Annotated in this window: 18 protein-coding genes and 3 pseudogenes; 3 read left to right on the top strand and 18 right to left on the bottom strand. The window is 49.3% G+C overall.

Going from position 1 to position 20,212, the window contains the following annotated elements; all coding sequences use genetic code 11:
* Positions 1–22 precede the first annotated feature (22 nt).
* From K365_RS0119885 to K365_RS28850, 8 genes are all read right to left on the bottom strand, one after another.
* Entirely contained in the window at positions 23–1,300 is a 1,278-nt protein-coding gene (locus K365_RS0119885; protein ID WP_024335988.1) for a DUF1302 family protein, read from the bottom strand.
* A gap of 2 nt (positions 1,301–1,302) precedes the next feature.
* Positions 1,303–2,097 carry an outer membrane lipoprotein-sorting protein gene (locus tag K365_RS0119880; protein ID WP_029725591.1) on the bottom strand — a complete coding sequence of 265 codons (795 nt, stop codon included), beginning with the start codon at positions 2,095–2,097 and terminating at the stop codon, positions 1,303–1,305.
* Between the two features lie 17 nt (positions 2,098–2,114).
* The gene (locus tag K365_RS0119875; protein ID WP_024335986.1) at positions 2,115–2,996 is read right to left on the bottom strand and encodes a DUF4198 domain-containing protein; all 882 of its coding nucleotides are present in this window, start codon (positions 2,994–2,996) and stop codon (positions 2,115–2,117) included.
* On the bottom strand, positions 2,993–3,133 hold the full coding sequence (locus tag K365_RS28060) for a hypothetical protein (protein ID WP_156887754.1): 141 nt from the start codon (positions 3,131–3,133) through the stop codon (positions 2,993–2,995). The genes K365_RS0119875 and K365_RS28060 overlap by 4 nt, the downstream gene beginning before the upstream one ends.
* Positions 3,134–3,708: 575 nt before the next feature.
* Entirely contained in the window at positions 3,709–5,775 is a 2,067-nt protein-coding gene (locus tag K365_RS0119860; protein ID WP_024335985.1) for a TonB-dependent receptor, read from the bottom strand.
* A gap of 171 nt (positions 5,776–5,946) precedes the next feature.
* The gene (locus tag K365_RS26820) at positions 5,947–6,957 is read right to left on the bottom strand and encodes an AraC family transcriptional regulator (RefSeq protein ID WP_156887753.1); all 1,011 of its coding nucleotides are present in this window, start codon (positions 6,955–6,957) and stop codon (positions 5,947–5,949) included.
* 17 nt (positions 6,958–6,974) lie between these two features.
* Positions 6,975–8,006 carry a class I SAM-dependent methyltransferase gene (locus K365_RS0119850; RefSeq protein WP_024335983.1) on the bottom strand — a complete coding sequence of 344 codons (1,032 nt, stop codon included), beginning with the start codon at positions 8,004–8,006 and terminating at the stop codon, positions 6,975–6,977.
* 505 nt (positions 8,007–8,511) lie between these two features.
* Positions 8,512–8,646, bottom strand: a complete 135-nt coding sequence (locus tag K365_RS28850) for an aminopeptidase (RefSeq protein WP_245569215.1) — start codon at positions 8,644–8,646, stop codon at positions 8,512–8,514.
* A gap of 288 nt (positions 8,647–8,934) precedes the next feature.
* Here K365_RS28850 and K365_RS0119840 point away from each other — a divergent pair, with 288 nt between their 5' ends.
* On the top strand, positions 8,935–10,362 hold the full coding sequence (locus tag K365_RS0119840; RefSeq protein ID WP_024335982.1) for a DNA methyltransferase: 1,428 nt from the start codon (positions 8,935–8,937) through the stop codon (positions 10,360–10,362).
* 373 nt (positions 10,363–10,735) lie between these two features.
* Entirely contained in the window at positions 10,736–11,359 is a 624-nt protein-coding gene (locus tag K365_RS0119835) for a helix-turn-helix transcriptional regulator (RefSeq protein WP_024335981.1), read from the top strand.
* A 187-nt stretch (positions 11,360–11,546) separates the two neighbouring features.
* Here K365_RS0119835 and K365_RS0119830 read toward each other — a convergent pair whose 3' ends face one another.
* The 9 genes and pseudogenes from K365_RS0119830 to K365_RS0119790 form a co-directional block, all read right to left on the bottom strand.
* A complete protein-coding gene (locus K365_RS0119830) occupies positions 11,547–12,080 on the bottom strand; it encodes a class I SAM-dependent methyltransferase (protein WP_024335980.1) in 534 nt (177 codons plus the stop codon).
* Positions 12,081–12,166: 86 nt separating this feature from the next.
* A complete protein-coding gene (locus K365_RS0119825) occupies positions 12,167–12,772 on the bottom strand; it encodes a hypothetical protein (RefSeq protein WP_024335979.1) in 606 nt (201 codons plus the stop codon).
* A 27-nt stretch (positions 12,773–12,799) separates the two neighbouring features.
* A pseudogene (locus K365_RS28845) lies at positions 12,800–13,546 on the bottom strand (IS1634 family transposase); the annotation flags it as partial.
* A 90-nt stretch (positions 13,547–13,636) separates the two neighbouring features.
* Positions 13,637–13,921: a type II toxin-antitoxin system RelE/ParE family toxin gene (locus tag K365_RS29255; protein ID WP_024335977.1), complete on the bottom strand. Its 285-nt coding sequence runs from the start codon at positions 13,919–13,921 to the stop codon at positions 13,637–13,639.
* Positions 13,911–14,150: a CopG family ribbon-helix-helix protein gene (locus K365_RS0119810; RefSeq protein ID WP_051147874.1), complete on the bottom strand. Its 240-nt coding sequence runs from the start codon at positions 14,148–14,150 to the stop codon at positions 13,911–13,913. The genes K365_RS29255 and K365_RS0119810 overlap by 11 nt, the downstream gene beginning before the upstream one ends.
* 153 nt (positions 14,151–14,303) lie before the next feature.
* Positions 14,304–14,533, bottom strand: a pseudogene (locus tag K365_RS28055) (IS1380 family transposase); the annotation flags it as partial.
* A 140-nt stretch (positions 14,534–14,673) separates the two neighbouring features.
* A pseudogene (locus K365_RS29160) lies at positions 14,674–15,282 on the bottom strand (pyridoxal-phosphate dependent enzyme); the annotation flags it as partial.
* Between the two features lie 62 nt (positions 15,283–15,344).
* On the bottom strand, positions 15,345–17,108 hold the full coding sequence (locus K365_RS0119795) for an ABC transporter ATP-binding protein (RefSeq protein ID WP_024335974.1): 1,764 nt from the start codon (positions 17,106–17,108) through the stop codon (positions 15,345–15,347).
* A complete protein-coding gene (locus K365_RS0119790) occupies positions 17,105–18,868 on the bottom strand; it encodes an ABC transporter ATP-binding protein (protein ID WP_024335973.1) in 1,764 nt (587 codons plus the stop codon). The genes K365_RS0119795 and K365_RS0119790 overlap by 4 nt, the downstream gene beginning before the upstream one ends.
* 250 nt (positions 18,869–19,118) lie before the next feature.
* Between K365_RS0119790 and K365_RS28535 the strand changes: the two genes are divergently transcribed.
* Positions 19,119–19,292, top strand: a complete 174-nt coding sequence (locus tag K365_RS28535; RefSeq protein ID WP_211221136.1) for a hypothetical protein — start codon at positions 19,119–19,121, stop codon at positions 19,290–19,292.
* Positions 19,293–19,302: 10 nt separating this feature from the next.
* Here K365_RS28535 and K365_RS0119780 read toward each other — a convergent pair whose 3' ends face one another.
* Complete coding sequence (locus tag K365_RS0119780) at positions 19,303–20,181, bottom strand: DUF4198 domain-containing protein (RefSeq protein WP_024335972.1); 879 nt, start codon at positions 20,179–20,181, stop codon at positions 19,303–19,305.
* Positions 20,182–20,212 lie beyond the last annotated feature (31 nt).

Below are 20,212 nucleotides of genomic sequence, written 5' to 3'. Positions count from 1 at the left end.
TTCTCCGATTTTTTCTTTTGTTTTAAAAACTGTACTTCACCCTGATCCACGCCTGGGTGTTGTCCTTGTACCTGCCGTATTGTCCGTCGCGGCAGCCGTCGAAGAGATCCGCCCCCACCAGAAAATGGAGCGCATCCGTCACCGCGTAATCCGCCTTGACCTGGTCAAAGAAATCCCCCTGGTTCATGTTGTAGAAAAGCATGTTGGACAGGGTCAGGGTCTGGTTCAGCAGCTTTCTGGATATGTTCAGCGTGGCCAGGTAACCGGTTGCCGGTTGACTCAGACTTTGGGTGTGACCGAACAGATGCTCCCCGATCAGCTGGGCCGTGATGGTCCAGTCGCTGCCCGGTGTCCAGTCCACGCCGCCCAGCCACTTGAGGCTGTCCTTTTGCACCGGGTTTCCGAAAACAGAAGCCGGTTCAAAATACCGGCCCAGGTAACAGGCAGCTTCGCTTCGGAACACGAAATCGGACCAGGGCCGGGAAACCTCCAGGCCGAAGACGGTCATGCGGTGGTGTTTCGGCGCATATGCCACGCAGAGCACCTCCTCCCGGACCCTGACATCCCGGTGCATGGCAGGGAAATCATCCCGGGTATAAAAAACTGATGCAGCCATATCCCAGCCCGGAAGATAGGCGGAAACCTTCAGGGCCACCTCGCTGTCTGCAAGAAAACGTCCGGGTTCGTCAGAACATTCCGAGGATACCCGCATATCCTGCGGCAGGCTCTGGTCAACAGCCCAGGGATTGTTCCCTGTGGGCAGCACCGCTGCTCTGAAAACCGGTATCCAGATCAGCTCCGTATCAACCCATCGGCCCAGGAACCGCAATTTGACGGCATCCACGGGCATGCGGATTTCATCCAGGGTCCGGGTCACGGATTCAGTATAATCCGGCGGGGATATGATATCGGTGATCTGCACCCCGTCCGCCTTGCCCCAGATGATGGTTTGCCGTCCGATGCGCACATCCCATCCGTTGCCCACATGCTCCAGCCAGGCTTCGTGTATCCCGGTCCCGGTCTCTGAAGACAGGATCCGGTTTTTTTCTGCATCCGCGGAAACAAATCCATAGATAGAATCCAGATCCACCCCCAGTTCCAGGCGCATTCTGGCCCGGGATGTCAGCGTGTCACGGGGTTCCTGCACCCGCACGGAATGGATGGTTTCCAGAAGCCCGGAAAAGGACAGCCGCCGGGTCCATTCCGCCGTCCCGCTGCCCGTCTCTGGCCGTCCCGCCGCCTGTCCAAAAGCCGGCAGGCCGGCGACAAGCACCAGGATGATGATCAGGGACAGCCGCATATCTATCTGATGCGGCCCCGCTGGATGGTGGACACCTGGAAGAGCCCGTCTTCAATGCCGGTATCATACTGCACGGATGCCATGCTCATTACCGTCTTGTGGTCCCGTGAGACATTGTCCATCTCCGAGCGGAACAGGGTCCAGAATCCCTGGTGCTGCCGGAGGTCCAGCGCCCTGTAAACTTTCACCAGGCCGTCCTTGTCAAAATATTCGGCCTGGACAACCATGTGTGCCGTCCGGCTCACCCACAGAACCCTGCGCGTGTATATTTCCTGCGGATCCACAGGGACCGACGCCACCTTCCAGCAGTCATGCCCCATGGCTATCTCTTCCCCCAGAAGGGTATGGGTGTCTTTTTCCACGTTGCGCTTACCCATATCGTCATACGTGAAATCCGAGCCCATGAAATAGTCGTTGCGGGATGATCCGCTGATGCGGCGGACCTTTTTCAGGGCCGGCATGTACAGCCATTTGTCATCCTCCCGGTCCGGGTCATCATACTCCCAGGACAGGTACGCGGTTCCCCGGACATCCGCCGGTTCCCTGAAAACCATCACCGATTTTTTGTCCCGGCCGTAATCTTTGGAAAAGCTTTCCACCTGGCGCACCCGCTCACTGCCCCGCTTGTTGATCAGGGTCATGGTCAGAACAGACCGGCGGTCTTCGCCGTCCGGACGGTCGTAAGCCAGGACCATGACGTCTTTGCCGGTGAGTTCCCGGGCCTGAACCGGAAAAGGGTTCAGGCAGAAAGCCGCGAGAATGGTAATTATCACCAGTCGTTCCAGTTTCTGTGTCATTTACAGACCTCCTGTTGTTATTTTACCGTGAAAGTCAGACTTGCGCCCTGGTATACCTGGTCGGCCTTGCCGATCAGGTCCTTGAGCGGCCCGTCCGGGGTCACGTCATCCTTGTGGCTGACGCTGATCATCCATTGTCCGGAACTTTGGACGCGAAATTGTGCGTTTCCGTCGATGATGTAGGAAAACAGGGAAAATCCTTCGCTCTGGCCGAAACTGCTGCTGTGGGCCGTGATGTATTCGATGCTTTTTGCCGTGGCGGTGAGCGGCTTGCCGTGGAACAGCACCGTCACTTCCACCAGGTCGCCGGCGCGCAGACTGCTCAGGTCGGTGCGGGGGATGATCTCCAGGTCATGGCCCAGGGGCTCTGGATCCTGCCACCCGCCCACGGTCAGAAAGGACTTGGCAAAGGCCTGATATTTGACGGACACCAGCACCTCTTTGATGCCGGAAATCTCGTTGCGCGGTTTCATCTGCATGCGGGGTTTGCCCGCCTGGTCGATATACTGGGTAAAGAAAGACGGCACAGACGCTGCACTGAACTGATACACCCCATTGGCAGCCCCTTTTTTCAAGGCCACTTTCTGCAAGGCCATGTCCCCGGCAAACAGATCAAAACCGCCGGAGGTCTGCACAGGTTCGCCGGAATCAGGTTCCGGCCGGATCAGGCCGGTTTTCGCCAGGGCCGGGTCGATCAGTTCGAACTGCTCCAGGCCGATCCTGCCGCCGGGGGAGTTGAGGATGTCATCCATGGGCAGAACATGCCCCCAGCCCAGGGAGACCAGAGCGTGGGGCGGCTGATGCGCATGGGATTCAAAAACGTTGATCCACAGAGAGTGGGCCTGGGCCGATGTGGCCATACCAATTGCCAAAAATAAACCGCATAAAACCTTTTTCATTGGATATACTCCTTTTGTTTTAATAGGTATGGGTCAGGTTTTACCACTGATCCCAAGGTGGTTGATTGGTTTTTGAAACGCATTTCAAGGGCTGCGGCGAAGGTGGCGGTGCAGATTTTCAGCACCACCGGGGGCATCCGCAGTTCCTGTTTTGTCCGGGTTTGTTTTATCCCGGGGTCATATAAGATTATAAAAAAGTGCATAGTCTGATGTTTTTATTTAAGTTAGTTTTGTCAAACAACATTCTAACTACCTAAAAATCGTACAATGCCCTTTTGCTGATGTCTGTTCTACCCCGATCGGGAAAAAGAATGCCCTGATCCGGAAAAGAAGGGTTTCCGGGTCAGGGCATGGCTGTTGCTGTTTGGTCAGGCGGTTATTTCAGAAGGCGGGAAGGCAGGCAGCCGTTTATCACATGCCCGGCCGGCTGTGTATATGAGGATGGGGCCGATACTGCCGCTGCACAGCCACAGATCTCCATCCTTTGTGTTTATACGAGGATGTTGACTGTGTAATCCCTGTCGGTGACGTCAATTTTAAAAGTGTGGCTATGGGTGGTTCCCATTAGGAATGCCATCAGAACTGACAGCAGACTGATAATGCTCGCGGCTTTTTTCAACTTTTGTTTTCCTTTTTTTAAGAATTAATGATTCATGGATTCAAAAATCCGACCCCAAAATTGAAAGGTAAAGCCTAAGCTAATCCTTACAGATTAAAACCGGTAGACCACTGTGGCGCCAAGCTCTCTTGGATCGCTGTAGACGGTGTAATACCCGCCCGCATAGTCGTAGGAGTTGTACTCTTCATCAAAGAGGTTTTTACCGTATAGGTAGATGTCAAAGGTTTCCCACTCCCAGCCGATCTTCGCATTGACAATTTCATAGGCGTCACGGGAAGCGTCGTTGCTTGAATCCAGATAGGTTTTTCCGACACCGATCAAGTCGCAGCGCAGGTAAAAGCCTGCCGGGCTTCTGTACTGGGCGCCTAAGTTATAGGTATATTCAGGTGAGTAAGAAATTTTATTTCCAGAGTAATCGCCGGTAAGATCCCTGTGCTGGTCAAATTCAAGATTTGCATAACCTATGCCTGCATTGATGGTGACGCCGTCCATGGGGGTGCCAACCACCTCGATCTCCCCGCCATATCCCGATGCTTCGGCGGCATTGGTAATATAAGTCTCGGTGGCGGAGATAGCTTCATTGACCTGCATGTCTGAAATATTCATATAAAATACCGCCGCATTCACCGTCAGGCGATTGTTTAAAGCGTGCGTTTTTACGCCCACTTCATAGGACCACAGATTTTCTTCATCATAGCTTGTGTAGGCGGGGTCGTTGGCATAGGCATTGAACCCGCCGGAACGATAGCCCTTTGTAACAGAGGCATAGGTGTTGGTATCCGAGGTAATGGCATAATCCAATGCCACTTTGGGAGACAGTGCACTCCAGGACTCTTCCAGAAAGCTTCCTGTACGATTGTCCGTGAATTCCATGTCCTGTTTTTCATAGCGCAATCCTGCTGTGAAACCTAATTTTTCAAAAAGGGCATATCTTGCCTGGCCGAACAGGGCATAAGCCTCTCCTTGAGTGTTACTGTCATTGTACGGTGAGAACCCCGCACCGGAATCCAGATCCACAAGCGTATCGTTGTCATCCTTGTCGTAATAGAGCCCGACAAGCCAGTTAAGGCGTTTGCCTGCATTGTCCAGCCGCAACTCCTGGGAAATTTTGTTGTAATTACTTTTATCTTTGCTGTGCTGATAGGTCATGGACGAAAAGTCCCAGTCATAATGATTGTCGTTATCAAAGGTCCGGTTTGAAGTAATGGAGGTCAGTTTCAGGGTATCGGTGATGTCATAGTTGATTTTCAATGACTGGGTGTGGGATTCGGCATCGGTGTAACCCTGATGGTTGGCCATGATCTGGCGCGTTGAAGGGTCTGGTATGCCGAACATGGCGGCATAGGCTTTGGAAAGGGACATATCCTGGGCCGCGTTGTTATAGGTGATACCTGAGAAGAGCAGGGAGATGTCCAGGTCCTCCGTGGGGGTCCAGCGCAGGGAGCCTTTGCCGTACCAGTTTTCCCTGTCGTTGGCTGTCTCACCGGTCAGGATATTTTCGATATATCCGTCTTTGCTGTAATGCTGTCCTGCAAGACTGAAAAACAAGGTGTCCTGCATGATGGGGCCTGCCAGATTGCAGTTGACTTTTTGTTTATTGTCTTCCCCATACTCTCCTGCGACTTTACCGCGAAACTCATTGTTCGGCTGCCGGGTGATGATATTGATGACCCCTGCCTCCGTATTTTTGCCGTATAAAGTGCCCTGGGGACCACGCAGGACTTCCACCCGTTCGATATCCAGAAAGGTATCCTCAAAACCTGCGACTGCGAGAATGGGAACGCCATCCACAAAGAGACCTGTGGAGACGGTTCCTGAGTCCAAAAAGGCATGAAGACCTCGAATGGAAGGGGTGTCAAAGCCTGGAGCGCCGTTGTTGAACATGGTCAGGTTGGGCACAAAATCACTTAATTCGGAGATAGATTCAATGTTCAGATCTTCAATGTGCTGGGTATTGAGCACACTGATGCTCATGGGCACGTCCTGAACATCTTCTTCATGCTTCTGGGCAGTAACGGTAATGGTCTCCTGAACATGCTCTTCTTGGGCCCGGGCGCTGATTGGTATCAGCAGCCAGGTCAGCAAGAAGGCCAGGAAAATACTGCTAAAAATAACGGGCTGTAGTTGTCTGGGGTTACATGCACGGCGTTGATATTTCATTTGTTTTGTCTCCTTTAGGTTAGGTCAACCGAATAATATTTCAAACACCTTAAAATCAGACAGTGCATTATTAATGATTTCAGTTCTACTCTGATCCGGAAAAAGAAAGCCCTGATCCGGAAAAGAAGGGTTTCCGGGTCAGGGCATGGCTGTTGCTGTTTGGTCAGACGGTTATTTCAGAAGGCGGGAAGGCAGGCAGCCGTAGTGTTTTTTAAAGGCGGCGCTGAAGTGGCTGGGATTGGCATACCCCACGGACAGGGCAGCCTCGAGAATGGAACATCCGCCGGATTCCATCAAACCCAGGGCCTTTTCCATGCGCAGTTTGCGCACATATTCACCAATGGTCGTCCCGGCCCGGCGCCGGAATCCGGCTTTCAGGTAGCATTCGTTGATGGCCACCCGTTTGGCCAGTGCTGGAATGGTCGGTGGATCCACACATTCTTGTTTCAGGATATCCACTGCCTCGTCGATGGCGGACCACATTTGAGAATTTGGGGTGGATGCAGGATTTTGTGCAAAAAAATCCAGGGAAAAAATCCGGGAAAGCAGGTCAAGTACGAGGGATTCGAACTGCAGTCTGCCGCGAAGTGTATCTTTTCTGATTGCCAGCAACCGGGTAAACGTATTCATGAAAGAGGGACTGCCTTGTGACAGCCTTTTGAAAGCCGGCCGGCGGCCAAGCATGGGCGATCCCTTGGTGCTGTTTGTCATACGGGATTTGTCTTTCAGGCATGCTTCCGCCATCCAGGGAGGCAATTCAATGGAAAACCCTTTCATCACACGCCCGGCCGGATGTGTATAGAGGATGGGGCCGATACTGCCGCTGCACAGCCACAGATCGCCGTCCTTTACCGTGTCCTCCACCGCTATTTCCGGAATGGAGAAATGAAACTCCCCGGAAATGGACATTCTGAATCCAAGTGTCGCTGTTTTATCGGTATAACAGGCTTCAAGCGGTTGATTGAGCTGGTAATCACAAAGACCGATTGTCAGGCCGTTGTGCAGCTGCCACATTTCCATCCAGCCGGTACCGGTGCGGGGGGAGAGTTCCAGGCGCAAATGGGCGCTGTTGTCCCACTGAACCGGGGTGGATTCAACAAACACCTCCAAATTCTCGTGGTGTCGGCGGTATTGGTCGATCATCGATACGCCGCCGTCAGAAAATATTTCGTGATTTTTCACCCTTGTCCTGTTCCGGCTTAATCCTTGGCGGCTTTGCGGGCGATGTCCAGGTCCATGGGGCACATGGGGGTCTCTATGGTCATGGACCGCACCGATTGGAATCCGCACCGGATCATGGCTTCGGCCACAAATCCCTGGTCCAGGGAAAAATCGATATTGGTGCGCATGGCATCGGCCAGATGGCCCAGCATGATTTCGGGTTTTGTGTGCTCATGGGTCAGGCCGTCCTGGAAACTGGCAAAATAGCCGCCGGGTTTGAGGGCGGCATGAATTTTGGTGATGAGGGGATCCATGTCGAATTTGGCAAAATTCAGGGTGGCACTGGCCCAGACAAGGTCATACCCGTCTCCGATATCATCGGACAGGTAATCACCGGCGGCAACGGTAACCCGGCCGGTCATTCCGTATTGATCGATGAATGTCCGGGCCACCTCGGTGACTGCAGCACGGTCAAAGACCACCCCCTGCATGGCCGGATGGGCATTCACGATGTAAACTGCAAAAAGGCCGTGCCCGCCCCCCAGGTCCAGCATTTTTTCAAAGGAGGCAAACCCGGGCAGCCTGCTGAGAATTCCAGCAATCTTCTCTCCTGTTTCCCCGAGCACCCAGGGCGCACTGTCCCGGGTCATTTGTGCCCAGAGCGCTTCGGAGCTGAAATCCCTGCCGGGGTCACCGGGCAGCGGTCCCTTTTGAACGTATTGCAAAAGATCCTCAAGAGGATCGATACTCATTTGTCCGGATATGCGCAACAGCCCGCCGATAAAGGCCGGCGCAGTATCCACGAGAAACGTCTGCGCTGCCGGAAGATTGCGGTACAACCGGTTTTTTTTTTCCACCAGATCAATGGTGGCCAGGGCATCCAGGAACCGGCGGGTGTTGTCTTTGTGGGTGCCAAGTCGGCGGGCCACATCATCTGCGGAACAAAATGATTGCAGGTGGTTAAACAACCGCAACTCCAAAGCCGACATCATGAGCTTTGCAGCAACCGGTCCCATGGAAATCCGCCAGATCTGCTTATAGGATTCTGTTATATTCGGCAATGCTTTCATGGGGTTACTCCTTTTTTTGACGGATGGATTGAACATTTTCTATCATGGCATGTAAGTGCTTATATGACAGGAAAAAATTCATGTCAATGAAAAAAATAAGGAAGAACTAAAATTATTCGTTTATCAATACAAGGCGGATTTTTTTCGGGATGGTTCAACTCCTGCTGAAGGGGCGACCGGGAATACTCAGGGCCTATCGTTGTGCTAAATATTATCAAACATAGATCCCTGTTTTTGATGGCAGTTCGTCGGCAAAAGCGATATGGCCCATCAAGATGGTGTGGCAGCTGCTGTATCTCATGCCGGTGGAGATGTTTGAAGAGAATAAGCGGGGTGGGTGATGGGAATCCACACTTTGAACCGAATGCGGGAAGCAATCCGAACTCGTAATTACGTCATGACTTTGCAGTAAATAAAACATGAGGTAGAATATGATTTGTGATATTTGTGGAAAAGAAGACGTCAAAATTCGTTACGTAACTCGTAGTTATGGCAAAGAAAAGGATCATTTAACGCCGGGGGAAAACCAGATTTTCACCCGGGTCATTCTGCCATGGAACATCCCGAAGCTGGACTGGAGATAGCCGTCGATCTCAAAATTGTCTGGGGCCGTGAAAATCTCATCAGACATTTTTTTCATCACTATTTCAATCTGTTAGCTATGCAACTAAGGGTTTTTGCCTATAACTGATAGGGGGTTTTCCCTATATTGACATTCCCCGGTATCGATAGTATGGCATAAGATCAGGTCGTGACAATATCCTCGATTAGAGATGATTGAAAATAGCCTGTGTCCCGCATAATCCAAAGATGCAGGGAGCCCGGGTAACCTGAAAACAGGAGGTGTTCATGAAACTCTTAGAATGGGAAGTGTCTGAAAAATGCTTGAAGGTTCGGGCCGGATAAGGATCAGGCTGATGTAAGTTTTATGAAAACTGTTTCTGCTAAAATTCCGATTTCCGATGTTGTCCTGGATGAATCCATTTATCCCAGGGAAACGATTGATCACCGGCGCATTGCCGTTTTTGAAGAAAATATCCGGGATGGGTTTGAGTTTGACCCCATCGAGGTACAGGTATGGCCGGACCCCGACAATCCGGCAAAGGTCAGGTACCGGATCCTGGATGGGCGCCACCGGTGGGGCGCGTATAAAAAAACGGGTGCCACCCACATCGAGGTGGTGATTATCACCCTGGACCAGGTGGAACCGATCCTGTATGCGGCCCAAATGGCCATCGGGCCCAAGCAGCTGACGGAAGCTGAAACACGCAATACGGCCCGCCGTGCGTTTCAAAGCAATCCCCGGCTGACTTCTTCTGAAATCGGACGGGCCATTGGCAGATCCAGGCAGGCGGTTGACAAATATATCTCAGATTTAAGGGCCACGGCTGTTTTTGATCTTGAATTAAAGATTTTCCGGTTACATCAACTGGGAATTCCCCAGGACAGGATTGCCAAGAGACTGGGGGTGATCCAGCAGAGGATTTCACGGCATTTACTCAAAATGCCAGGATTGGCAAAACGTGTAAACACCGATTTATCGAAGGGTTTTACCGTCCCGCAGGTGGCGCAAAAGCACGGCTGGCCTCAATCTCTGGTTTGGTCACAGGCCCTGGTAAAAGCCGATGATTTTGACCGGTTCAAGGCACTTCAATGGGGAATTCGGACCTGGGATGTGTGGAATTTCACGGAATGTGACCCCCGGTTCGGCGATGACTGGCCCGGCCGGATCCCGGCCCAGCTGGTGGCGCATATCCTGTATTTTTTCTCAGAGCCCGGTGATCTGGTGCTGGATCCCATGGCCGGGGGCGGGGTGTGTGCTGATACCTGCCTTGCCATGGGCCGGCGATGCTGGAGCCTGGACATGGATGACCGGCCCGAGACCAGGCCTGAGATCGAGCCCTGGTTCTGGGACCCGGAACAGGAATGGGACACCCGGCCGTTTTTCAATACCAGGGAAAAGCCCGTCCTGATCATTTTCGATCCCCCTTATTTTGATAAAAAAGCGGACGCGTATGCAGAAAAGAGCATTTCCGGGTTGTCTAAAACAGCGTATCTCGCCTTTTTAGAGCGGTTTTTGCTTTTTTTAAAACAGATCGCCAGGAAAGATGCCCGGCTGGCGTTTATCAATGCAGACTGGCGGGATTTTCAGAACTGCCCGGCAAAAAAAGAGGATCAGGGCCAGGCGATTTTACTGACCGATTATTATGAGATGTTTAAAAACACGGGCTGGACCCTGACCCATCTCATCCAGGCGCCCATGTCTTCGGAGCGGTTTAACTGCGGGGTGGTGTCTGCCATGCAGAAAAAAAAGATCCTCGGGGTCACCAGCCGGTATGTGATGGTTTTAAAATAAAGCGAATTGTCCCATCAGCCGGCCCCTACTGCACTGGGAATCCCAGTCCAACACTAAATAAATTACCCAAATTCTTACTCACTATTTATAGTAGAGAATCTACAACAACAGTTATGGACGCTCCAGTCCATATAAGGCACTCACAACACCTTACTGCGTGGGTTGCTCATCCCCAAGAATGCAAAAAATGTAATTCGCAATATGCTATTTATACACCTTCTAGAGAAGAGAAAAGTACAGCTGGGATGTTAATAGATTCAATAAAATTCATAAGTAGCTGGATTCCTTTCTCATTTCAAGATTCATACATGATCGGTGGCTCCGTTATACTCTCATCACTGTATGCTTCTTATAGGCTTTTTTCACATAAAACATGACGCTGTCCTTTTTCCGTAAAGTGGTAAACCGGGAGCACAAGATACTGCCCCTTGAATTGCAGGCGGTTTTGAAAGGGGATTCTCAGGTTGAATTTACAAAATTCAGGCCCATGACCACGGATATCCAGGTCGTGGTGTACCAGATTCTAAATGCGTCCAGCAATGCATTTCCCTGGCCCCTTTATCTGGAAGGCAAAAGCCTGGAACTGCTTTCCCTTTATCTGGCCGCCCTGGGTCTTGACTGCCGACAATCTTACGGACAGTTGCTGAACATGGCGGAAAAAGAGAAAGTCTCTCAGGCCAGAACCCTGTTGATCAATGACCTGCAGACCCCACCAACCCTGAACCGTCTTTGCCGAAAGACAGGACTGAACGCGGCAAAGCTCCAGGCCGGGTTCAGGCAGGTATACGGGAAAAGTGTATTTGACTATTTCAGGGAGCACCGGATGCAAGAGGCTAAAAGGATTCTGGATAAAGCCGAAACCAATGTCAGCCAGACTGCCTGGCAGGTGGGGTATACCAATGTCAGTCATTTCAGCGAAGCGTTTAAGAAACGGTTCGGTATCCTGCCCAAGCATTACCTGAAAAACCGGGTGAGGGATGTTCAGGCAGCTTTATGACAGTATGACAAATCGTGGCGCCTAATGGAGAATGCCAAGCTGTTTTCAGGATTGACCAAAGGTTTTTTCAGGCAAAACAACAAAGGCCTACAGATTCAGTTTAACGTCATCACTGTATGAGATCATTCAAAGGGCCATAAAAAATGGGTAACGGTGTGATCGTCGTCTTCTGGAATACCCGTGAAATTCAAATGTTGTTAAATAACTGCAAATAAAAATGTTTATCTACCTCGATCAGCCTATCGGAAGAGAAGGATAACTTTTGTATTAGCTCTTCAGGAGAGGATCGCATTTCTACAGGCGGACCGAAAGGCGTGTCCTCCTTTTCGATATTAAGGATGGCAATGACAGCATTTTTTTTACAAACGCGCCTTATCTCATTTTCAAAACCAGCGATTTGACCTTTGGAAAAGATATGAAAGACCGTTGATAGATAAACAAGATCAATTGAAGAATCCTCCAATTCTGTTTTTTTTGTTATATCCGCGACAAGCGGTATGATATTTGTATTTTTTGTTTCTTTTTTCAGATCATCAATGAACGGCTTTTCCGTATCAAGGGCATAGACTTTCCCCTGGCTGCCAACGAGTTTAGAAAATATTTGGCTCATGTATCCGTTTCCGCACCCGGCATCAAGAATGGTTTGGCCGCAGCTTATGTTCAACTCTTTTATAATCGGCTCTATGTCAAATAATCCTTCAGAAAACCTGCGCTTCCTCATCAGTCATTCGTCCCTTTGTTCTCAAGTGTTCCCAAACATCTTTTTTCATGAACCTGTGAATTGGTGTTTAAAGCCTCAAAATGAGGCTACTTCCATAACTGCCATATCATTTGATCACCCTGCCGTTGTCCTCCGATTTTTTCCATATGACGCAGCGTCGAAAGCTCCCGTCCAAGTTCTGCAGGACTCAGTCTGTCATCAAGTTTTTCAAGGAGAATTTGTTCCCCGGCACCGCCTGTGTCTTTTAAAATATGTATAATTTCGGACTGGATTGACGTCAGAGTGATCATATCGGCCATATGCTTTTCGAATGATTTCGCACTGTGTGTTGACCAGGGATCACAGCTTCGAACAGGCGAAAGCGCATCCATGTAGCAATCCTCGCATAAGGTTTTACCAAGGTGGCGCCTTCCCCTGTTCAAAGATTTTTCTTCTGTCTGGGAAAGGAGTTCGGCACGGATTCCCTGCCGGGCCAAGATTTCCTTGGACAGGACGGAACAGAGGGGAAGGTTGGGAAGAAAAATTCGAGTGCCCAAAGGCAAGTCTTTAATGTCCCGGATAATGTGCGCCGGTACACTGACTCTGAAATTCCGGATCACAGCATAGTCAGCCAAAATAATCCGAATTTTATCGTTCACCACCGCCTTAACTGTGGCGTGCCCGATACCAATCCCAAATGCAAGTGCAAGCATTGTTTTTCCTTTTTGTTTCCGTCCTGTTTAGTGCGAAAAATAAAGGTGTATGATGAAAAATACTCTGTATGAAATTTTCGTTCTACCTCGGGCAAATTCATTTTTACCCCGGGCGATTTTTTTTGCCCGGGAAATATTCCTTTGGCCCTTCATGTTTTTCTGGCTGTAGTAGCCGTTATCGGTGACGATCAGAGGCTTTTCCAGATTGAGACACTTGAGTTGTGTCAAAGTGTTTTCAATGGAGATGACATCCGGAATATTACCGGGTTGCTTAGAGAAGGCTATCGGTTCGCCAGCTTTGACGGAATATAAGGTTAAAAGCTTGATGGTGTTAAGTCCGTCACCATCCTTGTTGAATCCCTGTCGTGCCTCCGACTGATTTTCAGAATAGGTCGAAATAGTGGTAGAGTCAAACGCCAGCATAGGAGACTTCCCCAGGTGTGCCGCCCGAGCTGAAAAATAGCGCTGAACGCCTTCCTCATTGCGACCAATATCCTTAAACAGGCTACCATAGACGTCCTCAGTGATCGCTTCGCGATATGGAAGAGGGTGCATCACCTGCCAACTCTCAAGACGTGGCAGCGTGTTACCACCGGAACCAATCCAGTAGCGCGCGATAGAAAGTATCTTTGCCGCATCACCCTCGCTGAATGAAGCACATACATCATTATCAATGCCGGAACCCTTGCCAACCCATTCCAGGATATCCGTGAGGCCGGTATGCCGACGTGTTGCATCGACAAGGCCTCCTTCGCCTTTATGTTTTTTCGGTTGTTTTTTTTATTTAAGATGTGCGCTTTATCCGATTTTCAGGTTAAAACAGGGGACAGACACCAAGTTGAGGCTTCCGATTCCAAAGCACAATTAAAAACCATTCGGCCATTGCATGGAAGTATGCATAACCCTTAAAATATAGATACAATCTGCCTTTTCGACATACGGAAGAATAAACGGTAGACCGGAAACAACTAGCTCCCGGGTTCCAGGAACCCTGCCGGGTCTCCCCATCCCCGGGTGATCAGCCAGTAGTTTAGCGCTATCCCATATTTGCTGTCCCACTTCCTTGGCTGCTATCGGGCGGTCTTCAGCTATATATTCGATGGCATTGTCAAGATTTAGCAATGCTGTGCGAGTCCACTTAACGGACATCTACACCCCATTTGCCAAATGCGTCAACTATTTCTCCGGCTGTTGCTATTTTACCTTGTTCAACTTCCTGCAAACCGTCTTTAACTTCCTTGACGAACCATTCTTCATATTCAACAAAGCGTGAAATGGCCTCTTTAATCACCCATGATCTTGGGCGGCTCATTGTTTGGGCAAGACTGTCAATTCTTTCCAGCATATTATCTTCTATTTGGACTGTTGTTGCTTTCATATGCACCTCCTCATAATCCTATAGAATACATATGAATATAAAATAGTCAATTTCGAAAATAAAATAAAATTTCCTGCTTCCAGTTGGTCGAATAAGACAGAAAAATCCTCTTCATCCCTTTCCAGTTGTTCTTCCACCTCTTTCACCGTTATTTTCAAAAGTCGCATGCTTTAACCCAGCGCACATATCCTTGTTTATATATCTCAATCCCCTCAGGTGTTCGTTGTGCTTGGGAATAAATGCTTTAACATTTGTCTGCGAGCGAACTTTTTCCTGCTCGGCATCATGAAATTCGGATAAATACCTGAATACGGCACTCGGTGATGGGACCGACCGTTTTTTTTCTCCTTACGCCATCGTCTCTCCAACACCCTGCGGACCTTGTGTTAGGAGCCTGCATCAAACATAGATCCCTGTTTTTGATGGCAGTTCGCCGGCAAAAGCTATATGGCACTGCCAATTCCTGATACCGGTCAGCAAAAAGGGCTGTGCTGAAATACCTTTCCGCGCCGTCCGGGAAAATGGTGGCGATATTTTTATCCTTTCCAAACAGATGCCGCATTTCAAGGGCTGCGCATACGTTGGCACCGGAAGAAATTCCTACGAGAAAGCCTTGCTTACTTGCAAGCCGGCGGGTCATTTCGACGGCGCTGTCATCGTCAACTTCAATGATCTTGTCGATCAGACTGGTATCCACAATGGAAGGAACAAATCCATCGCCTATGCCTTCTATCTTGTGAAGCCCCGGTTCATGGCCCAGAAGTGCAGAGGCATTTTTCGGCTCAACCGCAACGATCATGATCTCAGGATTCTTTTCCTTCAGGTATTTCCCTGTTCCCATGAGTGTGCCGCCGCTTCCAAGGCCTGACACGAAAACATCCACATGGCCGTTCATATTTTCCCATATCTCCGGCCCTGTGGAGAGATAATGGGACATACTGTTGTCATGATTTTCAAAAACATCGGCAATGGGTTCTTCGCCGATGCAGTTTTCCCTGCCCGGCGGCTGAACTCCGCACACTTCCACGGTATCCGGTAAAAACGCCGGCCACATTCGAAAAGCTGCGGCACCGCCTCCGGCATAGGGGAAACAAAACAGCCGCAGGATCGCCCCATTTTTTTGATGCACCATCAAAGCGGGAGTTTCCCGAACATCTCCGGCTAACTTAGATATATACATACTCTTCTCCTGTTTCAAAAGCTATTGGATTGCGCTTTCATTCTCCAACTGCGGGCGGTCATTCGCTTTGTCCACAGTTGATGATATACCCCCTGTTTTTCCAGCAAGTCATCGTGCCTGCCGGTTTCAACGATCTCTCCCTTGTCAACGACGACAATTTGGTCCGCGTGCCGGATGGTTGACAGGCGGTGGGCAATGACGATCAGCGTCTTGTTTTTAACAAGTTCACCAATGGCCTCCTGGATATGTTTTTCGTTATCAGGGTCTATGCTTGCCGTGGCCTCGTCCAGCAGTACAATGGGCGCGTCCTTTAGGATGGCCCTGGCAATGGAAATTCGTTGCTTTTCACCGCCGGAAAGGGAACTTCCCGCTTCAGTGACCATGGTGTCATATCCCTGGGGCAAGGCGCTGATGAACTCATGGCATCTTGCGGCACGGGCTGCGGCCATGATCTCCTCGTCGGTGGCAGCAGGTCTTCCGAATCTGATATTATTTTTTATGGTGTCATGAAACAGATAAACCCGCTGGAACACCATGCTGATATTTTTTAACAGGCAACCGGTGGTCATTTCCCTGATGTCTGTGCCGCCTATGGTGACAGAACCCTTTTTTACGTCCCAGAATCGGACAATGAGATTGGCAATGGTCGTTTTTCCGGAACCCGACTGCCCCACAAGTGCAGTCATGGTGCCTGGTTTTGCTATAAAATTGATATCTTTGAGTACCATTTTGTCATTGTGTTTGTCATTATAGGCAAAGCTGACATTATGGAAGGCTATTTCATGGTTATGGGTTTGGATTTCTCTGCCGTTCACACCCATGAGGGGTTGATTTTTCAATGCTTCATAACGGTCAAGACCTGCTTTCCCCACTAAAAACGTAACAATGGCGCTACCCAGATTTATGGCCGGCAAAAACACGTAAAAGGCAAAAATCACAAAAACCAGCGCAAGTTCAATACTGAGCGTTCCGTCTTTGTAAAATAAAAGGCTTGTCCATACCATCAGTGCCGTTGCCACATTAAAAGCAGCTTTGTAAAAAAAAGCAGGCGGGATGAACCGTTTTTCATACCGGATACTGCCTTCTTTGGCCTCCTGGATCGCTTTTTTGACGGTCCCGGCCTTTTTGCCCGCAAGGTTAAACGCCTTGATCACCGAGATCCCCATGACGTATTCCAGTATGGCCTCTGTGAGCTTGCCCTGCTGTTCCTGCCTGAGAACGGACTCCGTACGGCAGACACGCTCTATCCGTCCGGAAAGAAAAATGGAAACCACAGACACCATGACGGCAATGGCACCGATGCGAATATCTGCAACACAGAGCATGATGCAGCCAATCGTGGTCATGGCGGCGGCGTTGACCATGATATCCAGGTCACGTATGGCCCTTTCCTCAACAAAGGTGAGATCAATGGAGATGATGGCGGCGACCCTGCCCAGGTTGCCCTGGGTAAAAAATTCCATGGGAAAATACCGGAACCGGTCGCCGATACCAAGCCGCTCTCTTTCACATGCATCATAGATGGAAAGATACATAAAATTATCAATAAACCAGGCCAGCAGCATTCTAATGAGCACGGCCACAAGCATCACGACAAAGACCAAAAGGATATCGCTTTTGATCAATGTTCCCCCCGCAAGTTTAGCAAAGGCATACAGGAGCATGACTACTGGTATGTTGGCAAACATGCTTTCAAAGAATGCCAGAACAATCCCCAACTGAACCCGTTTTCTATCCTGCCCCAAAAAGGTCATGATGCGCTTGTAATATTCAATCATTCGGTGTCTCCTCCAACGGCGATACTCCATCCGGCAATATTTTCATGGGCGTTCCACAGGTGTTGATAAATTTTGCTGGTCTGTATCAGTTCCAGGTGCTTGCCTGTCTTGTGAACTTTTCCGTTATCCAGCACCACAATCTGGTCTGCATGGACAATGGTAGATAAACGATGGGCAATAACGATAACGGTTTTGCCGCTGATTAACTCATTCAAGGCCTCCTGGAGTTTGTCTTCATTTTCAGGGTCGGTAAAGGAAGTTGCCTCATCCAGAATAATAATCGGCGCATTTCTGATGATGGCCCGGGCAATGGTGACTCTTTGCCGCTCCCCGCCGGAGAGTGTGGCGCCGGAGGCTGTGACGACGGTATCGTATCCCTGGGGTGCCTCCATGATAAAATCATGGCAGCATGCGGCTTTTGCTGCCTTGATAATTTCTTCTTGTGTGGCGTCGGGCTTGCCTATGCGAATGTTTTCCCCTATGGACATTTGAAACAAAAAATTATCCTGGGACACATAGCTGATGCACTGCATCAAATGATCAAAGGGAATATCCTTAAGACAGATCCCTCCTATTTTTATCTCTCCGGTTTGATATTCCCAAAAACGCATCAGAAGCCTTGCCAGTGTGCTTTTTCCGGCACCTGATTCCCCCACAAGTGCGGTAAGGGTATTTTGGGGAAAAGAGAGCCGGATATCTTCCAACACGTTTTTATCGGTATAGGCAAAATACAAATCTGAGATGTCAATATCAAAGTACTCCGGAATTTTGGGATTACTGCTTTCCTGCAACTCTTCCTCGTTAAGGATTGCCATGATATGGCCGGATTTCTCCCGTAATACGGCAACAGAGGGGGCAAAGGACATCAACCGCAGAAGCGGGCCGCCCATGCTAAGGGCCAGCATGGTCGAAAGGACCAGACCGCCAATAGTTAATTGACCGTCCATATACAGGTTTAGCCCTACAGGCAGGGCAAATAACAGGGGAGATGTCATCATGACCTTGTATACGGCCGTGTATTTCCATGAGGATTTGGCCCAGTCAGCCGTATATCTTTTAAAATCTGAGACGGAATCACTGTATTTTTTGTAGGAAGTGGCGGTTTGGTTAAAAACCTTGATAACCTCCATCCCGTTGATATAGTCAATGATGTTGTTATTCATGTTTTTGGAAGACGCATAATAGGCTTTTAACTTTTTTACGCCTTGAACAAATATGAGCATAAAGGCTGTCATACCAAAAAGGACCACGCCCATTAAGCCCAGAGCCATTTTAAAGCTGATGAGAAAAAGAGCAGTGATAGCCACAACCAGGGACGCAATATTACCAATGCCTTCGGGAATCATATGTGCCAAAATCACTTCCATTTCCTCAACATTGTCCACAAAATTCTTTTTGATCTCCCCGTGCCCCCTTTTCCGAACACTCCCCATGGGTATTTTTAAAAGCTTTTGTGCAAGGGCCTGTCTTAGATCGGCCAGGATGCCATAGGCCACAACATGGGAGTGGTCCAGCCCAAGATATTCAAATCCATTTTTTATCAGCATAAAAACCAGGGCGAGCCCTGCTGCAAAAAGTATATAAGCCGAGGTTAGAGGGGTATCGGCAAATATTTTTGTAAAGATATCTGCCACCACAAGATAGGCTGCTATATTTGCCGCGCCGCTGAGCAACAGTTCACATACACAGACAATAAATTTACCCCTGTAGGGTGCGGCAAAATTCAGTATTCCGGTTGGGTTTTGTATGGGTTCTTTCATCACGCTCCTTTGGCTGTTTTTTCTATATTAAGAATCATAAAATTGGGCACAAAATCGGCAAGTTCGCTGATTGATTTGGGGTCATAGATTCGTAATTATTTTACTTCAAAAGAGGCTGTTTTCAAATGTTTTGATGGATGCATCACTGGAAGCTTTCTCACGGCCCTTGCTGCAACTCATTGATTATAAACTGGATGAAATGGGGCAAATGACCGTCTATACTGACACCGCATGCTGGTAGTATCAGTATATGAATATGACACCCCAGTCAGAAGCCTTGTACGGGTTTGTAATCAAAACGATCGAAGAAGAGCTTGTGAAAGACCTCCGCTTTTTGGCCAACTACGACAATACCAAGAAGGCGATACAGGACATTATTGATATGCCTGACCGCCTGATTGACCTGTTCATCTGGGGGGCATGACTTCAGTTATTTAAGGATTGACTTTGAAGGTTATCGAGCTTGAAAACAGAGCCGTATCGCGCTTTTTGACCAGGTGCTTCAGGTCGTTGTCCGCCGAAACCTTCTGGCGGGTATAAACATTTACGAGCCATTGTCCCGCAGCAGGCATGCGAAATTGTCCCTTTCCATCAAAGATCGGACATGAGAGGGTGAAGCTGTCCGATCCGCCGAAAGAATCGGATGCGGCAGTGACATATTCAATGCTGACCTCCGGGGATGTATTCAAATTTTTTCCCCTGAAGAGAATCCTGAATTGTACCAAATCTCCGACCCGGATATCGGAAAGGTCGGTAATCGGCAGAATTTCCAGGTCATAGCCCAGGGATTGGGGCGCCCGCCACTTTTCTACTGTAAAATAGGAAACAGCGGTGCCCCTGTATAGCATTCCCCGAAATATTTTTTTGGCATCCGTTACTTCATCTTTGGGTTTCATGGCCCATCTTGTTTGATCGTTTTTATTTAAATAGTGTGTGTAATAGTTGTCCTGGCTTTTTACGCCGACCTGATAGGTGCCCGGCTTGCACCCATCCTTCAGGATGATTTTTCGGGCGCCGATGTCCCCTGATACAACAGTCAGCCCGTTGTCGGTATCAAAAGAATCTGAAGGCTTGGTCATCGGCATGGGCAGCGGGGTTTCCTTAAGATCCGGACCATAGAGCGTATAAGACGTCAATGCGACCAGTTGAGGCAGGTCGTCCAATGGCGTGGTATGCCCCCAGCCGATGCTGCACAGAACATGGGCGGGTAGATGTCCCCGGGATTTGAACGTATTGACCCAAAGTGTATGCGCCGTAGCTGAACTGACAATCAACGTAAAAATAGTGCCTAAAAAAAAGATACGATACCCCATTTTACTGATTCCTCCATATATGTCTGTACTG

The organism is Desulfotignum balticum DSM 7044 (genome assembly GCF_000421285.1).
GTDB classification, from domain to species: Bacteria; Desulfobacterota; Desulfobacteria; order Desulfobacterales; family Desulfobacteraceae; genus Desulfotignum; species Desulfotignum balticum.
Note: the sequence above shows the minus strand (reverse complement) of the source record. Positions and strands in the feature narration are given on the sequence as shown.

Coding starts and splice junctions, on each gene's coding strand:
- K365_RS0119885 (WP_024335988.1), bottom strand. CDS start 1,300: ATGCGGCTGTCCCTGATCATCATCCTGGTGCTTGTCGCCGGCCTGCCG.
- K365_RS0119880 (WP_029725591.1), bottom strand. CDS start 2,097: ATGACACAGAAACTGGAACGACTGGTGATAATTACCATTCTCGCGGCT.
- K365_RS0119875 (WP_024335986.1), bottom strand. CDS start 2,996: ATGAAAAAGGTTTTATGCGGTTTATTTTTGGCAATTGGTATGGCCACA.
- K365_RS28060 (WP_156887754.1), bottom strand. CDS start 3,133: ATGCCCCCGGTGGTGCTGAAAATCTGCACCGCCACCTTCGCCGCAGCC.
- K365_RS0119860 (WP_024335985.1), bottom strand. CDS start 5,775: ATGAAATATCAACGCCGTGCATGTAACCCCAGACAACTACAGCCCGTT.
- K365_RS0119850 (WP_024335983.1), bottom strand. CDS start 8,006: ATGAAAGCATTGCCGAATATAACAGAATCCTATAAGCAGATCTGGCGG.
- K365_RS28850 (WP_245569215.1), bottom strand. CDS start 8,646: ATGAAAAAAATGTCTGATGAGATTTTCACGGCCCCAGACAATTTTGAG.
- K365_RS0119840 (WP_024335982.1), top strand. CDS start 8,935: ATGAAAACTGTTTCTGCTAAAATTCCGATTTCCGATGTTGTCCTGGAT.
- K365_RS0119835 (WP_024335981.1), top strand. CDS start 10,736: ATGACGCTGTCCTTTTTCCGTAAAGTGGTAAACCGGGAGCACAAGATA.
- K365_RS0119830 (WP_024335980.1), bottom strand. CDS start 12,080: ATGAGGAAGCGCAGGTTTTCTGAAGGATTATTTGACATAGAGCCGATT.
- K365_RS0119825 (WP_024335979.1), bottom strand. CDS start 12,772: ATGCTTGCACTTGCATTTGGGATTGGTATCGGGCACGCCACAGTTAAG.
- K365_RS29255 (WP_024335977.1), bottom strand. CDS start 13,921: ATGTCCGTTAAGTGGACTCGCACAGCATTGCTAAATCTTGACAATGCC.
- K365_RS0119810 (WP_051147874.1), bottom strand. CDS start 14,150: ATGAAAGCAACAACAGTCCAAATAGAAGATAATATGCTGGAAAGAATT.
- K365_RS0119795 (WP_024335974.1), bottom strand. CDS start 17,108: ATGATTGAATATTACAAGCGCATCATGACCTTTTTGGGGCAGGATAGA.
- K365_RS0119790 (WP_024335973.1), bottom strand. CDS start 18,868: ATGAAAGAACCCATACAAAACCCAACCGGAATACTGAATTTTGCCGCA.
- K365_RS28535 (WP_211221136.1), top strand. CDS start 19,119: ATGAATATGACACCCCAGTCAGAAGCCTTGTACGGGTTTGTAATCAAA.
- K365_RS0119780 (WP_024335972.1), bottom strand. CDS start 20,181: ATGGGGTATCGTATCTTTTTTTTAGGCACTATTTTTACGTTGATTGTC.